Source organism: Phytohabitans rumicis, assembly GCF_011764445.1.
Taxonomy (GTDB): Bacteria; Actinomycetota; Actinomycetes; order Mycobacteriales; family Micromonosporaceae; genus Phytohabitans; species Phytohabitans rumicis.
The window spans coordinates 8814542-8829124 of record NZ_BLPG01000001.1; the positions used below are offsets into that span (position 1 = coordinate 8814542).

The window sequence follows — 14583 nt, forward strand, 5'->3', positions numbered from 1 at the left end:
GGTGTGACTGGTGGATCTTGTAGTGGTGGGCGCCCGGGTCGTCGATCCCGCTTCGGGCCTGGACGCCGTCCGCGCGGTCGGCATGCGCGGCGGCGCCATCGTCAGCGTGAGCGAGACGCCGCCGCCGGCCGCGACGGTGCTGGACGCGACCGGGCTGGTCCTGGCGCCCGGCTTCATCGACCTGCACAGCCACGCGCAGGACCGGGTCGGCATGCGGTTGCAGGCCCTCGACGGGGTGACGACCGCGCTGGAGCTGGAGGCCGGCGGGCTGCCGGTAGCCGCGCGGTACCGCCAGGCGGCGGACGAGGGCCGGCCGATCAACTTCGGCTACTCGGCGGGCTGGGAGGTCGGCCGGATGCACCTGTTCGACGGGGTGCCGCTGGACGGCGACGCGCTGGACGTCGGCCTGGCCAACGTGCACCTGCCCAACTGGAGCCGCCCCTGCTCGCCCGGTGACCTGGCACGCCTGCTCGACCTGCTGTCCCAGGAGGTCGCGGACGGAGCGCTCGGGTTCGGCGTCCTGCTCGGGTACGCGCCGGACACCGACCGGTCGGAGTACCTGGCGCTCGCCGCCCGCGCCGCGTCGCTCGGGGTGCCGTGCTGGACGCACATGCGGTACGCCGGGATGGCCGGCGTCGCCGAGGTGCTCGCCGCCGCCGAGCAGACCGGCGCGCAGCTGCACATCTGCCACCTGAACAGCTCTTCCGAGAACGACGTGGAGGAGATCTGCGCGGCCATCACCGGCGCGCGCTCCCGCGGCGTGCGGGTCACCACCGAGGCGTACCCGTACGGCGCGGCGTCGACGAACATCGGCGCGCCGTTCCTGTCGCCCGAGGCGCTGGCTTCGCAGGGCCGGCCGACGACCGTGCTGACGTACCTGGCGACGGGGGAGCGGGTCGCCGACGAGGCGCGGCTGCGCCAGTTGCGCGCCGACGACCCGGGCGGCCTGGTCATCATCGACTTCCGCGACGAGGCCGACCCGGTCGAGCGCGACCTGCTGCTGCGCACGCTGTTGCTGACCGACACCGTCGTCGCCACCGACACGATGCCCATTGTGGACGGTGGGCGGCGGCTGCCGGGCGACACGTGGCCGGTGCCGCCCACCGCCCGCGTGCACCCGCGCAGCGTCGGCGGGTACGCCCGCACGTTCCGCTGGCTGGTGCGCGAGCTGGGCGTACTGTCCATGATGGAGGCCGTACGGCGGTGCTCGCTGCTGCCGGCGCAGCTGCTGGAGGGCGTCGCCCCGGCCATGCGCAACAAGGGCCGCATCCAACCTGGCGCGGACGCCGACCTGGTGCTCTTCGACCCGTCCACGATCGCGGACCGGGCCACCTACACGGCGATCCGGCCGTCCGCCGGGATCGCGCACGTCCTCGTGAACGGCGAATTCGTGGTTCGGGACCACGAGCTCGTGCTCGACGCCATGCCCGGCCGGCCGGTCCGCGGCTCATCCTGAAGGGGTTCGTTGCCCGCGCTGTACGAACGCGACCTCGCCGCCGTGGCGAGCGTGCTGCACCTGCGCTTCTACCCGCTCGCCACGACGAGCGGGTCCGGCCCGTGGCTGGTGGAGGAGGGCGGCCGGCGGCTGCTGGACCTCACGGCCGCGTTCGGCGCCGCCGGCCTCGGGTACGCCCACCCGGCCGTCGCCGCCGCCGTGACGAAGGCGGCCGGCGAGATGGCCGGCGTGTCCGCGCTCATGGGAGCCACGCCCGAGACGGTCGGGTTCGCCGAGGAGCTGCTCGCCCTGCTGCCCGGCGGCACCGACCGCCGCGTCTACATCGGACACGCCGGCACCGACGCCAACACCGCTGCCATCCGGGCCGCCCGGGCGGCGACCGGCCGGTCCCGGGTGCTCACGTTTGGCGGCTCGTACCACGGCGGGCTGGGGGAGTCGCAAGGCGTCTCCGGCGTGTACGTCTCCGGCGGCCTGCGCCCCGAACCCGGCCTCGCGCAGGTGCCGTACCCGTACCCGTACCGGCCGCACGCTTTTGTTGATTCGCTCCTGGCCGACGTGCTGGGCCGGGTCGACGCGGAACTGTCCACTGGGGACGTCGCCATGGTGATGGTCGAGCCGGTCACCAACGACGGCGGCGTGATCGTGCCGCCCGACGGGTTCCTGGCCGGCCTGCGCGAGCGGTGCGACCGGCACGGCACGCTGCTGTGCGCCGACGAGGTCAAGGTCGGGCTCGGGCGCACCGGCACGCTGCACGCGTTCGAGGCCGACGGTGTCGTCCCCGACGTACTGACGCTGGGCAAGACGCTCGGTGGCGGCCTGCCGCTGTCCGCAGCCGTGCTACCCGCCGAGGTCGACGCGGCCGCCGAGGGCCAGATCCTGCTGACCACCATCGGCAACGCGGTCTGCACCGCCGCCGGGCGCGCGGTGCTGAGCACCATCGTGACCGAGCAGCTGTGGACCCGGGCCGCCGTCCTCGGCGAGCGGTTCCTGGCCGGCCTGCGCGCGGTGGCCGAACGGCACCCACTCGTCGGCGACGTACGCGGCCGCGGCCTGACCATCGGCGTCGAGCTGGTCACCGACCGCGCCACGAAGGCGCCGGCGACGTTGGAGACGGCGCTGACCGTGTTCCGCGCGTTCGAGCTGGGCGTGCTGGTCGACTACGTCGGGCCGGACAGCAACGTCATCGAGCTGACCCCGCCGCTGGTGCTGACCGAGGAGGAGGTCGACCTGGCGGTCCAGGTCCTGGACGCCGCCCTCGGCGACGTCGAGTCCGGCCAGGTCCCCGAGGACGCGATCGCCCGCTACCGCGGCTGGTGAGGCGCCCCCTTCTTGCCCTCTCCCCTCGTCGATCAGGGGCCTCCGCGTCGATCAGGGCCTCCGCGTAGATCAAGGGTTTCCGCGTCGATCAGGTTTTTCCGCGTCGATCAAGGGCATATGGTCGTGCTTTGATCTCCAATCCACGACCATTCGCCCTTGATCGACGCGGAATTCCTTGATCGACGAACGCGGGGGTGGGGTGGGCGGCCTGCGCGGGGCGGGGCTCGCCCACAGTAGGGGTCCCCTGTGGGGAGTTCGCGCGTTAGTGGGGCGCCCCAAGGCCGGGTAGTTAGGGGAACCCGGTGCGGGTCTTGACGACTGTGGCGAGTAGTTGCCGTCCACGGGGCAACTACTCGCCACGGTCGTGGATGGCCTGGGGTCTCGCGGTCGGGTATGCCGGATACGTCCGAGCGGCCGGCCCGATCGCCCCGGCCACGTCGAACAGCGCCGACACCGCTTGACAAGGGCCCACTTTCCTTAACTACCCGGCCTTGGGGCGCCCCTGTACCCGCGCAGAGCTGTACAGGGGCGCCCCGCTCACGGCCGGTCGCCCAAGAGGGGACCCCTACTGGCGGGTCACCCCCGACCCGGACGGCGTGCCGCTCGTGGTTGGGCTGGGAGCGGCCCGTCCCGCCGTCAACGCTCGTCGATCAAGGACTTAAGCGCCGATCAAGGGCAAACGGTCGTAGAAAAGAGATCCAATCACGACCATATGTCCTTGATCGACGAGGAAGGCCCACGGGCGACGAGGAAGGCCCACGGGCGACGAGGAAGGCCCAACGGCGACGAGGAAAGCGCAAGGGTTAGGTGGTGCGGCTGGGGCCGCCGGAGCCGAGGCCGCGTAGGGCGTTGTCGACGCGGTCGAGCAGGTCGGTCCAGGGCCGGGCGGGCACCACGGCGATCCCGCATCGCACGGCGCGTCCGGCCAACTGGGCGCCGATCATGGCGCTCACCCGGGCACGGTTGCGCTGCTCGCCGTAGCCCGGTTCGCGGGCGCGGTAGTTGGCGACGATCTGGTCCTCGTCGGGCTCGTCGATGACGACGGCGCGCACGGCACCGCCCGCGTACCCGGTGGCGAGCTCGGGCAGCAGGTAGTCGCCTTCGAGGACGACCCGCGCCCCGGCCGAGACGTGGTCGGCGATCACCGCCGACAGGCCGGGCTCCACGGCGTCGGCGACCGACAGGTGCAGCTCGGCGACCTTCTCCGGCGGCCACGCCTTGACCTGGGGGTGGGTGTCCCAGTAGTGCAGCAGCGGCTGCTGCTCGGCGGTGGTCATGGCCCGCAGCGCGGTGACGACGTCGTCCACCTCACCCAGGGGCGTGCCGTACCGGCGGGCCAGCGCGGCGGCGACGCTCGACTTTCCCACTCCGGCCGCGCCGCAGATGAGGGTGACTGTCCACACGCGCGCGAGCTTAGCGGGTACCGTCCTATAGGGCATTTACCAAAGTGGATGACCGGGCTGCGGCGGGCCCAGACGACGACCGGCGGCGCCGGGCGGAAGGCCGCATACAACACCGGTATGCGACCTTCCGCCCGCCTTGCCGGATCGCCGCCTGGGCCTCGCCTCGCTCCGGCCCCCACGTTGGTAAAGGCCCTACAGCTTGCGTCCCTCGTGGGCGGCCCGCGCGCGTTGATCTTCGCCGATGTCCCCGCCGAACGGGGAAAGGCCGGGCAGCCCGTCGATGCTGTGCTCGTTGTTGACGTCGCAGTAGTCGCGGATCGCGCTGGGCCCGCGCTGCTCCAGCCACGCCTCGGCGGTGCGGTAGAGCTGCCGGCGCTCCTCCTGGTACGCCATCACCGGCACGACGAACCCGCACGAGTCGGATATCCGGGCGGCGTCGATCCGGACGATCCCGCGCACCGAGCTGCGCGCCTCCTCGGCCAGGTCGAAGCGGGCCAGCAGGTCGGGAAAGCGCGGGTCGGCCATCTCCACCGGCTCGCCCCGGCCGTGCACCCGGATGATCATCGGTGGGCCCTCGAAGGAGCAGAACATCATCGTGATCCGCCCGTTCTGCTTCAGGTGGGCGACCGTCTCGATGCCGCTGCCGAAGAGGTCGACGTAGGCCAACTCCTGCTGGCCGAGCACGGCCAGCGTGCCCTTGCCGCCCTTGGGCGAGAGGTTGACGTGGCCGCCGTCGCCGCTCGGCGCGGTCGCCACGAAGAACATGGGCTGGCGCAGCAGCCACCCACGCAGCCGGTCGTCGATCTCGGGGAGGACGGAGCCCATCAGCTATCCCTTCAAGCTAGCCAGGCGCTGGCGCATGGCCTGCGCCAGGGCGGGGTTGGCGTGGGTGGGGTCGCGGTCCAGGGCCGCCATGACGCTGTCCACGTCGGCGGCGGGCTTGTCCTGGCTGAGCTTCGCCTTGCCCACGATCCGGTCGGGGCGGAGCCGGAACGCGGTGGTGCCGCCGGAAATCCGGTGGGCGTACTCGGCGACGCTGGCCAGCCGCCACGGCACCGGCCGGTCGCGCTCGAAGTGGTCGACGGTTCGTTCGAGCACCTCGTAGGTGTCGGCGGGGCCGAGCACGTCCGGCCGCCCGTGCAGGTGGGCGACCACGAAGTTCCAGGTGGGCACGTACGGGCCGGACACGTAGAAGCTGGGCGAGACGTACCCGTGCGGGCCCTGCACCACCAGCGCCACCTCGTGCTGGCCGAGTCCGTGCAGTTCGGCGTCGGCACGGGCCAAGTGTCCCAGCACCGCCAGGTCATCGCCGCCGTCCGGGTCGAGCAGGACCGGCAGGTGGGACACGACGGGGCCGGCCGCCGTGCCGGTGACCAGCGTGGCCCAGCCGTGGTCGCGCACGAGCGCGCGCACCTCGGCGACGTCCGTCATCGCGTACCCGCGCTGCTCCAGCATCGCTCACCGGATCCGGTCGAAGCGGAGGTTTCGGGCACCGTCGGTGCTGTACAGCAGGTGATCCGCGCCGAGCACCAGGGTGACCCGCTCGTCGCCGGCCACGTCGACCTCGAACGTCTCGGGCCCCACCGGCCGCAGCGGCGTCGCCGCCAGCGTCGGCCGGGCCAGACACAGGGCGCCGTCGTGGTCGACCAGCCGCACGTGCGCATCCGCCTCGTCGCAATAAAAGATTCCGGGGTACGCCGCTGGCGCCACCCGATCGGCGGTGCCGACACTCGCGGTCGGGGCGGGCTTGGGCGCCGGCTCGGGGATGCCGACGGCCGCGGCGCACAGCCGTTCCGTGTCGACGCCGGCGTGGTTGGCCAGCACGATCCCGGCGACCCCGGCGTCCGGCAGCACCAGGAAGTGGCTGCGGAAGCCGGCGTCGGCGCCCGCGTGCCACACCCCCGTGGTGTCCACGTGGACGCCCAGCCCGTACCCCGCACCCGTCTCGCGCAGCGCCCGCATCGGCGGGGTCATCGTGTGCGCCGCCCACCGAGCCAGGTCGCCCACGGTGGTGTTGAGGCTGGTGGCACCGGCGGTGGCGTACGACAGCGCGATCCGCCGGTAGCCGCCCGCGGGGCGGGTGGCGTACGAGTCGGCACGGTCCTCGACCACCTCCTGGTGGTCGTCGACGAAGCGGGTGCGGGTCATCCGCAGCGGCTCGAAGACGCGTTCCGCGCAGAACTCGCGCAGCGGCTGCCCGGACACCGCCTCGACGACCAGGCCGAGCAGTGTGTACCCCGTGTTGCAGTACGCGTAGCGGTCGCCGGGGGAGAAGTTGAGGGTGCGCTGCGCGGCGACCATCCGGACGACGTCGGCGGTGGTGATGACGTCTTCCATCCGGCGGCCGGCCGCCTCGACCATCTCCCACTGGTCGCGCAGCCCGCTGGTGTGCCGGACGAGGTGGTCGAGCGTGATGTCCGGGAACGGAAACCACGGCAGGTGGGCGGCCACCGGGTCGTCCATGCCGAGCTTGCCGTCCTGGGCCAGCGCCGCCACGGCGTACGCGGTGAACTGCTTGGACACCGAGGCGACGTGAAACACCGTGTCGTCGGTGATCGGCACCCGGTGCTCGAGGTTGGCCAGCCCGCGCCGCGCGGTCACCAGCGGCTCGCCGGGCCGGACGAGCCCGACGACGCACCCCGGCCCGCCCGGGTCGGCGACGGCGCCGGCGACGAGCCGTTCCAATACGTCGTTCACGCCAGGTCGCCGTACACGATGCTGCCGCCGACGATCGTCGCGACCACGTCGAGCTTGGCGATCCGGCTGGGGTCGACCCGGCGTGGGTCGTCGGACAGCACGGTGAAGTCGGCGTGCTTGCGGGCGCTGACCGTGCCGAAGTCGCGCTCGCGGTGCGCCGCGTAAGCGGCGCCGCTGGTGTACGCGGCGATGGCCTGCTCGACGGAGAGCCCTTCGTCCGGGCCGGTGACCGTGCCGCGCAGCGAGGTCCGCTCGACCATGAACTGGATGCCCACGAGCGGGGAGCCGGCGCCGAGCGGGCGGTCCGAGCCGCCCGCGATGCCGATCCCGCGGTCCACAAAGGACTTCCCGCGGTACTGCCAGTGCATCCGCGCAGGGCCCAGCACGGCCGCGTAGTCCTCGGCGTTGTCGACGAGGAAGCACGGTTGGATGGACGCGATGACGCCGAGCGCCGCGATCCGGTCGAGCTGGTCGTCGCGGGTGATGCCGCAGTGCTCGATCCGGTGCCGCGGATCCGGCCGCGGGTACGCCCGCTGGGCCGCCTCGATCGCGTCCAGGGCCAGGTCGATCGCCCGGTCGCCGATGGCGTGGATGCCGACCTGCCAGCCGGCGGCGTGCGCGTCCAGGACGACCGCGCGGATCTCCTCGGCGGGCTGGGCCAGCACGCCGACGTTGTCGGTGCCCTCGAACGGCGCGGTCAGCGCGGCGGTCCGCACCATCACGCCGCCGTCGGTGAAGATCTTCACGGCGCCGAGGCCGAGGTGGTCGTCCCCGAATCCGGAGCGCAGCCCGAGGTCGATGCCCTGCCGGATGGGGTCGTCGCGGTGCGCGGCCAGCGGGTGCAGGGCGTCGGCGGAGACCATGAGCTGTACCCGGATCGGCAGCCGGCCGGCGGCGCGGGCGGTCTGGTACGCGGCGACCTCGGCCGGGCTGAAGCCGATCCCGAGCGCGCCGACGCCGGCCTCCACCGCGCCGGTGAGACCCTGGGACACGCAGGTCTGGGCTGCGTGCCCCAGGGCGTCCACCAGTTCCCCGGTGGACAGGGGTAACCGGAGTCCGCGGGCGAGCCCGGTGGCCCGCTCGTACAGCACTCCGGTCGGCTCGCCAGCGTCGCCCCGAGCGACGCCGTCGAGGTCGGGGTGGGTGGCGGGGAAGCCCGCCAGGACGGCCGAGCTGACCACGGCCGCGTGCCCGGATATGTGGTCGACGATCACCCGGCGCCCGCCGCCGGCGCGGTCCAACTCGGCGCGGGTCAGGTGGCGGCCGATCCGGCGCTGGTCGTACCCGACGACGTCGATCCAGGCGCCGGCGTCCGCAGCCGCGGCGGCCGCGGCGATCGTGTCCAGGACGGCCTCGACGGTGGTGCCGGCCGAGACGTCGACGGCTCCCTGGGCGAAGCCCTCGGCGATCAGGTGGGTGTGCGAGTCGACGAGGCCGGGCAGTAGAGTCGCGCCGCCCAGGTCGATGGTCCGCCGGGCCGGGAGGCCGGCGATCTGGTCGTCGAGGCCGATGATCCGCCCGGCCCAGACCCCCACCGCCGTGGCGGTGGGCCGGGCCGGATCCATGGTGAGGACGTTCGCGTTCTGTAGCCGGAGGTCGAGCACGGGAAGAACTATACGTTACAGAATCAGCGTTGACACCATGATCTGTATGTGACATTACTTGGGAAGTGACGGCATCCCCCTCCTGGCGGCGCCTGCGCCGCGACCGGACCGCGCTGGCGAGCGCCATCGTCCTCGCCGTCGTCACGCTGCTCTCGATCGGGGCGCCGGCGGTCTGCGGGCTGCTCGGCATCGACACCGAACGCCACATCGAGCTGCTCAGCATCGACAACGTCGGGTTCCCGGAGGGCGCCTTCGGCGGCATCAGCGCCGACCATCCGCTCGGCGTCGAGCCCAAGACCGGCCGGGACGTGCTCGCCCTGCTGCTGTACGGCTCGCGCACCTCGCTGCTCATCGCGCTGGGTGCGACCGCGCTGTCGATGCTGCTCGGCGTCGGGTTCGGGCTGGTCGCCGGCTACTTCCCCGGCGCGGTCGACAGCCTGCTCTCGCGCATCATGGACGTGCTGCTCGCGTTCCCGGTCCTGCTCTTCTCGATCGCTCTGCTGGTCGTGCTCGGCGGCGTCGACAGCCTGTTCTTCCTGTCCGGCAACGGCCTGCGCGTCGCGGTGCTGATCCTGGTCATCGGGTTCTTCGGATTCCCGTACGTGGGCCGGCTGATCCGCGGGCAGGTCATCTCGCTGCGGCAGCGCGAGTTCGTCGAGGCGGCCCGCGCGCTGGGCGCCTCCAACCGGCGCATCCTGTTCGCCGAGATCCTGCCGAACCTGCTCTCGCCGATCCTGGTGGTGTCCGCGCTGACCATCCCGACGCGCATCCTCGCCGAGGCGGCGCTCTCGTTCCTCGGCGTCGGTGTCCAGCCGCCGGAGACCTCGTGGGGCCAACTGCTCGGCTCGGCCTCGCACGTGTTCACGGTCGACCCGGCCTACATGCTCTTTCCCGGCCTCGTCGTGGTCCTCACGGTGCTGGCGTTCAACCTGCTCGGCGACGGGCTTCGCGACGCGTTCGACCCGCGGTCACATTAACCCTAATTTGACACTGATTCTGATTGAGGCGCAGATGAGACGTTCGATATCGGCCGGCGTGCTGGCCACCGTCATGCTGGCCGGCTGTTCCGGAACCGCGGAGAAGAAGGAGGGCGGCGACGGCTCGGGCGGCTTCGACGCGGCCCGTACCGGCGTGGTCAACGCCTCCGACAAGACCGGCGGCACGCTGCGGCTCGGCGGCACGGCGGACTGCGACTCCTGGGATCCGGCCGCCACCTACAACGGGTACTGCTGGAACCTGCAGCGGCTGATGACCCGCACGCTGGTCGCCTCGCCCGGGTACGGCGACCAGGCCCGCACCATGAAATCCGGCGAGCTGGTGCCCGACCTGGCCACCGCGCTGGGCCAGTCGAACGCCGACAAGACCGTGTGGACGTACAAGCTGCGCTCGGGGCTGAAGTTCTCCACCGGGGCGGCGATCACCAGCGCCGACATCAAGTACGGCTTCGAGCGGATGTGGGCCACCGACGTCATCTCCGGCGGGCCGGCCGGCTACTTCCTGTGCCTGCTGGACACCTGCGACGACGAGGGGACGCCGGAGTACGAGGGGCCGTACAAGGACAAGAAGGGTGGGCTGGAGCGGATCGAGACGCCGGACGCGCAGACGATCGTGTTCCGCCTGACCGGTTCGTTCGCGGACTTCGACTACCTGATGGCGCTCCCGGCGACCGCCCCGGTGCCGCGCGCGCAGGACAAGGGCGCGTCGTACACGAAATCGGTGGTCGCCTCCGGGCCGTTCGTCTTCGAGTCGTACACGCCGGGGCAGAGCGTGGCCTGGAAACGCAATCCACATTGGAGCCAGGACACCGACGAGGTGCGCCACCCCAAGGTGGACAAGGTCACCCTGACCCTGCTCAGCAACCCCGACGACCTGGACGCCCGGCTGAAGAACGGCTCGCTGGACCTGGCCGCCGGGGGTGGCGTGCAGCCGACGTTCCAGTCCGAGATCCTGGGCAGCCCGGCGCTGAAGGCCAACGCCGACAACCCGGTCAGCGGCTTCGTCGGGCTCTTCGCGATCTTCCCGACGGCGCCGTCGCTGGACAACGTGCACTGCCGGCGGGCCATCGCGTACGCCCTGGACAAGCGCGACCTGCTCGTGCAGTCGGGCGGGACGTACGGCGGCAGCTACGCGGCGACGCTGCTGCCGCCCGCGGTGCCGGGGCACGACGCGAACGCCAACGCGTACCCGTCGGGCGCGGACTGGACCGGTGACGTGGACAAGGCCAAGCAGGAGCTGGCCGAGTGCGGCAAGCCGGACGGGTTCAGCACGGTCATGGCGTACACCAACTCGGGCCAGGACCCGCAGATCTTCGCCAGCGTCCAGGCGGCGCTCAAGCGGGTCGGCATCACGGTGACCGGCAAGCAGCAGGACGAGAGCGTGTACTACGGCAACTACATCGGCGCGCCCGCCACCGTCAAGGAGCAGCAGCTCGGCATCGCGTCGATCGGTTGGGCGCCGGACTACCCCAGCGGCAACGGCTTCCTGAGCCTGCTGGTCGACGGGGCCCGGATCCAGGCGGAGGGCACCACCAACTACGTCAGCGTCAACGACGAGGTCCTCAATGGACTCATCAAGCGCTCGGCCACCGCACCGCTGGCCGAGCAGGCGCAGATCTTCAAGGAGCTGGACAAGCAGACCATGGAGCGCGCGCTCTACCTGCCGTACTTCTACCAGAAGGCCCTGCTCTACCGGAACCCGCGGGTGACCAATGTGGACCTACGCGCCGACGCCGGCGGGTACGACCTGGTCAACCTCGGGGTCAGCGACGGAAAGTGACGATGGTCCGGTACTTGCTCGGGCGGCTTGCCGGCGCGCTGATGGTGGTGTTCGTGATCAGCGTGGTCACGTTCGCCATCTTCCAGCTCGCGCCCCGGCTCACGGGGGCCAACCTCGCGTTCTTCTACACCGGTAAGAACACCAGCGAGGCGCAGGCGGCGGCGGTCGCGCAGAAGTTCGGCTTCGACCGCCCGCTGCCCGAGCAGTACTGGACGTTCATGTCCGGCATCGTCGCCGGGCGCGACCTCAGCGACGGCGCCACCGAGGTGCACTGCGCCGCGCCCTGCCTCGGCTACTCCTTCCGGCAGAACCGGCCGGTGCTGGAGATGATTGGCGAGGCGTTCCCGGTGACGCTGGGGCTCACCGTCGGCGCGGCCGTGCTGTGGCTGCTGTTCGGCGTCGCATCCGGCGTGCTGTCGGCCGTACGCCGCGGCTCGGTCTTCGACCGGCTCGCCACCACGGTCGCGCTCGTCGGCGTCTCGGTGCCGGAGTTCTTCACCGGCATGCTGCTGATCTACCTGCTCACCTCGGGGCCGGCCTGGCTGCGGTGGTACCCGGACGGGATCAACTACGTCGCGTTCACCGACGACCCGGTGGGCTGGTTCGTCAACATGATCCCTCCGTGGATCTGCCTGGCACTGCTCTTCGCCGCCCTGTACGCCCGGCTGACCCGCGCCACCATGCTGGAGACCATGGGCGAGGACTACGTGCGGACCGCCTGGGCCAAGGGCCTGGCCCCGCGCGTGGTGATCGGCCGGCACGGGCTGCGCGCCGCCCTGCCCCGCTGGTCACCCTCGTGGGGCTGGACATCGGCGCGCTGCTCGGCGGCGCGGTGCTCATCGAGACGCTGTTCAGCTTCCCCGGCATGGGCCGGCTGGCCTACGCCGCCATCACCAAACAGGACCTACCGGTGATCATGGGGGTCACGATCGTGTCCGCGTTGTTGATCGTGCTCGCCAACGTCATCGTGGATCTGCTGTACGGGATCCTGGATCCACGGGTGCGCCATGCCCGATGAGCCGCTGCTGCGCGTACGCGACCTGCGCGTGCACTTCCCGACCGACGACGGCCTGGTCCGCGCCGTCGACGGGCTGTCCTTCGACGTCGCGCCCGGCGAGATCGTCGGCATCGTCGGCGAGTCCGGCTCCGGCAAGTCGGTGACCAGCCAGGCGATCCTCGGGCTGGTCCGCACCGGTCCGGCCCGCGGCCGGCTGCGTCCGTTTCGAGGAGCGCAGCGACGAGGACGGACGCAGCCGGCCGTCGGGGCCGAAGCGAGCCAGCCAGCAGGGCCGAGGGTCTCCGGCGAGATCTGGTACGGCGGCCGGGACCTGGTCGCCGCGCCCGAGCCGCAGCTGCGCCGGCTGCGCGGTGCCGAGCTGGCGATGGTCTTCCAGGACCCGCTCTCCGCGCTGCACCCGTACTACACGGTCGGACGGCAGATCAGCGAGGCGTACCGGGCGCACAACCGGGTCGGCCGCCGGGCCGCGCGGGCGCGCGCCGTGGAACTGCTCGACCGGGTCGGCATCCCGGAGCCCGACCGCCGCTACGACGCGTTCCCGCACCAGTTCTCCGGCGGGATGCGGCAGCGCGTGATGATCGCGATGGCGCTGGTGAACACGCCGAAGCTGCTCATCGCCGACGAGCCGACCACCGCCCTCGACGTCACCGTGCAGGCGCAGATCCTCGAACTGGTCAAGGACCTGCGCCGGGATTTCGGATCCACGATCCTGCTGGTCACCCATGACCTGGGCGTGGTCGCCGAAACCTGCGACTCGGTGGTCGTCATGTACGCCGGCCAGTGCGTCGAACAAGGGTCGGTGACGGACGTGTTCAGCCGGCCGCGGGCGCCGTACACGTGGGGGTTGTTGGAGTCCATGCCACGCATCGACCGGGACCGGCGGGAGCGGCTGGTGCCCATCGGCGGCCAGCCGCCCTCGCTGCTCGCGCTGCCGGACGGCTGCGCCTTCGCGCCCCGCTGCACGCACCGTGGCGAGGTCCCCGACGGCCGCTGCGACACCGAGCGGCCGGAACTGGTGCCGGTCGGGGACGGGCACACGGCGCGCTGCCACCTGGCGGTGACCTCATGACCGACCTGCTCACGGTCACCGACGTGCGCAAGCACTTCGGCCCCGTACGCGCCGTCGACGGCGTCTCCTTCTCCGTCCGCGCCGGCGAGACGCTCGGACTGGTCGGCGAGTCGGGGTGCGGCAAGTCCACCACCGCGCGACTCGTCACCCGGCTCATGGATCCAACATCCGGGAGCGTTCATTTCGACGGCCACGAGATCGGCCGATGGCCGGAGCGCAAGCTGCGGCCGCTGCGCCGCGACCTACAGATGATCTTCCAGGACCCGTACGCCTCGCTGAACCCGCGGCACACCGCCGGCGCCATCCTCGCGGCACCGTTCCGCATCCAGAAAGTACGCCCGGCGCACGGCGTCCGGGCCGAGGTGCGCGACCTGATGGCGCGGGTCGGCCTGAACCCCGAGCACGAGAACCGCTACCCGCACGAGTTCTCCGGCGGCCAGCGGCAGCGCCTCGGGATCGCCCGCGCGATCGCGTTACGCCCGAAGCTGGTCGTGTGCGACGAGCCGGTGTCCGCATTGGACGCCTCGGTCCAGGCGCAGGTCGTCAACCTCCTCGACGACCTGCAGGACGAGTACGGCCTGGCCTACGTCTTCGTGGCCCACGACATGGCGGTGGTGCGGCACATCTGCGACCGGGTCGCGGTGATGTACCTGGGCCGGATCGTCGAGGTCGCCGACTGCGACACCCTGTACGCCTCGCCGCAGCACCCGTACACGCAGGCCCTGCTGTCCGCCGTACCGGTGCCGGACCCCACCCGGCGCGACCGCCCCGACCGCATCCTGCTGCGCGGCGACCCGCCGAAGGCCGGCGAGGCGGCGGTGGGCTGCTCCTTCCGCGGCCGCTGCCCCCGCTACCGGGACGCGCTGGACGACACCCAACGCGCCCGCTGCGCCACCGACACCCCGCACCTGACCGACGGCGTAGCCTGCCACTTCCCAACCCCCACCCCCACCCCGATCCCACCCCCGCCTAACCCCTCGCCCCCGCCCCCGCCCGCCCCCGGCCCCCCGCGCCCCGCCCGCGCGTCGCCCGCGCCCGCCTGCCCCGCGCGTCGCCCGCCGCTGGGCCGCGTCGATCAAGGACTTCCCCGTCGATCAAGGGCAAACGGTCGTGCTTCGATCTCAGATCCACGACCATATGCCCTTGATCGACGCGCAAGTCCTTGATCGACGCGGCCCAGTGGCCCGGCTCACGCGGCCAAGCGCGGTGGGCGGCGTAGGTCGTGCGGCCGAGGTCAGGCGTGG

Annotated in this window: 11 protein-coding genes and 1 pseudogene; 7 read left to right on the forward strand and 5 right to left on the reverse strand. The window is 72.0% G+C overall.

The annotated features are described in order from the left end of the window. The first annotated feature begins 10 nt into the window (after positions 1-10). A complete protein-coding gene (locus Prum_RS39930) occupies positions 11-1456 on the forward strand; it encodes an amidohydrolase family protein (protein ID WP_173082132.1) in 1446 nt (481 codons plus the stop codon). A gap of 9 nt (positions 1457-1465) precedes the next feature. Beyond that, entirely contained in the window at positions 1466-2773 is a 1308-nt protein-coding gene (locus Prum_RS39935) for an aspartate aminotransferase family protein (RefSeq protein ID WP_173082133.1), read from the forward strand. An 803-nt stretch (positions 2774-3576) separates the two neighbouring features. On the opposite strand, the gene Prum_RS39940 is transcribed toward Prum_RS39935, so the two are convergent. The 5 genes from Prum_RS39940 to Prum_RS39960 all read right to left on the reverse strand — a co-directional run bounded on the left by Prum_RS39940 (position 3577) and on the right by Prum_RS39960 (position 8477). Continuing rightward, positions 3577-4176, reverse strand: a complete 600-nt coding sequence (locus Prum_RS39940) for a hypothetical protein (RefSeq protein ID WP_218577584.1) — start codon at positions 4174-4176, stop codon at positions 3577-3579. Between the two features lie 192 nt (positions 4177-4368). After that, positions 4369-5001: a pyridoxamine 5'-phosphate oxidase family protein gene (locus Prum_RS39945; RefSeq protein WP_173082138.1), complete on the reverse strand. Its 633-nt coding sequence runs from the start codon at positions 4999-5001 to the stop codon at positions 4369-4371. 3 nt (positions 5002-5004) lie between these two features. Further along, positions 5005-5631, reverse strand: a complete 627-nt coding sequence (locus Prum_RS39950; protein ID WP_173082140.1) for an FMN-binding negative transcriptional regulator — start codon at positions 5629-5631, stop codon at positions 5005-5007. Between the two features lie 3 nt (positions 5632-5634). After that, positions 5635-6873 (reverse strand): serine hydrolase domain-containing protein, encoded by a 1239-nt coding sequence (locus tag Prum_RS39955; RefSeq protein WP_173082142.1) that lies wholly within the window; start codon positions 6871-6873, stop codon positions 5635-5637. Next, a complete protein-coding gene (locus Prum_RS39960; RefSeq protein WP_173082143.1) occupies positions 6870-8477 on the reverse strand; it encodes an amidohydrolase in 1608 nt (535 codons plus the stop codon). The genes Prum_RS39955 and Prum_RS39960 overlap by 4 nt, the downstream gene beginning before the upstream one ends. A 65-nt stretch (positions 8478-8542) precedes the next feature. Here Prum_RS39960 and Prum_RS39965 point away from each other — a divergent pair, with 65 nt between their 5' ends. From Prum_RS39965 to Prum_RS39985, 5 genes and pseudogenes are all read left to right on the forward strand, one after another. Next, complete coding sequence (locus Prum_RS39965; protein WP_173082144.1) at positions 8543-9454, forward strand: ABC transporter permease; 912 nt, start codon at positions 8543-8545, stop codon at positions 9452-9454. A gap of 34 nt (positions 9455-9488) precedes the next feature. Beyond that, entirely contained in the window at positions 9489-11252 is a 1764-nt protein-coding gene (locus Prum_RS39970; protein WP_173082145.1) for an ABC transporter substrate-binding protein, read from the forward strand. A 41-nt stretch (positions 11253-11293) separates the two neighbouring features. After that, positions 11294-12270, forward strand: a pseudogene (locus tag Prum_RS39975) (ABC transporter permease). Continuing rightward, positions 12260-13339, forward strand: a complete 1080-nt coding sequence (locus tag Prum_RS39980) for an ABC transporter ATP-binding protein (RefSeq protein ID WP_173082146.1) — start codon at positions 12260-12262, stop codon at positions 13337-13339. Before Prum_RS39975 ends, Prum_RS39980 begins: the two are co-directional and overlap by 11 nt. Beyond that, entirely contained in the window at positions 13336-14505 is a 1170-nt protein-coding gene (locus tag Prum_RS39985) for an ABC transporter ATP-binding protein (RefSeq protein ID WP_173082152.1), read from the forward strand. Before Prum_RS39980 ends, Prum_RS39985 begins: the two co-directional genes overlap by 4 nt. Positions 14506-14583: the final 78 nt, after the last annotated feature.

Bases quoted from the DNA above. Each gene is read 5' to 3' on its own strand.
- Prum_RS39945 (WP_173082138.1), bottom strand. From the start codon at position 5,001: ATGGGCTCCGTCCTCCCCGAGATCGACGACCGGCTGCGTGGGTGGCTG.
- Prum_RS39980 (WP_173082146.1), top strand. From the start codon at position 12,260: ATGCCCGATGAGCCGCTGCTGCGCGTACGCGACCTGCGCGTGCACTTC.
- Prum_RS39950 (WP_173082140.1), bottom strand. From the start codon at position 5,631: ATGCTGGAGCAGCGCGGGTACGCGATGACGGACGTCGCCGAGGTGCGC.
- Prum_RS39985 (WP_173082152.1), top strand. From the start codon at position 13,336: ATGACCGACCTGCTCACGGTCACCGACGTGCGCAAGCACTTCGGCCCC.
- Prum_RS39970 (WP_173082145.1), top strand. From the start codon at position 9,489: ATGAGACGTTCGATATCGGCCGGCGTGCTGGCCACCGTCATGCTGGCC.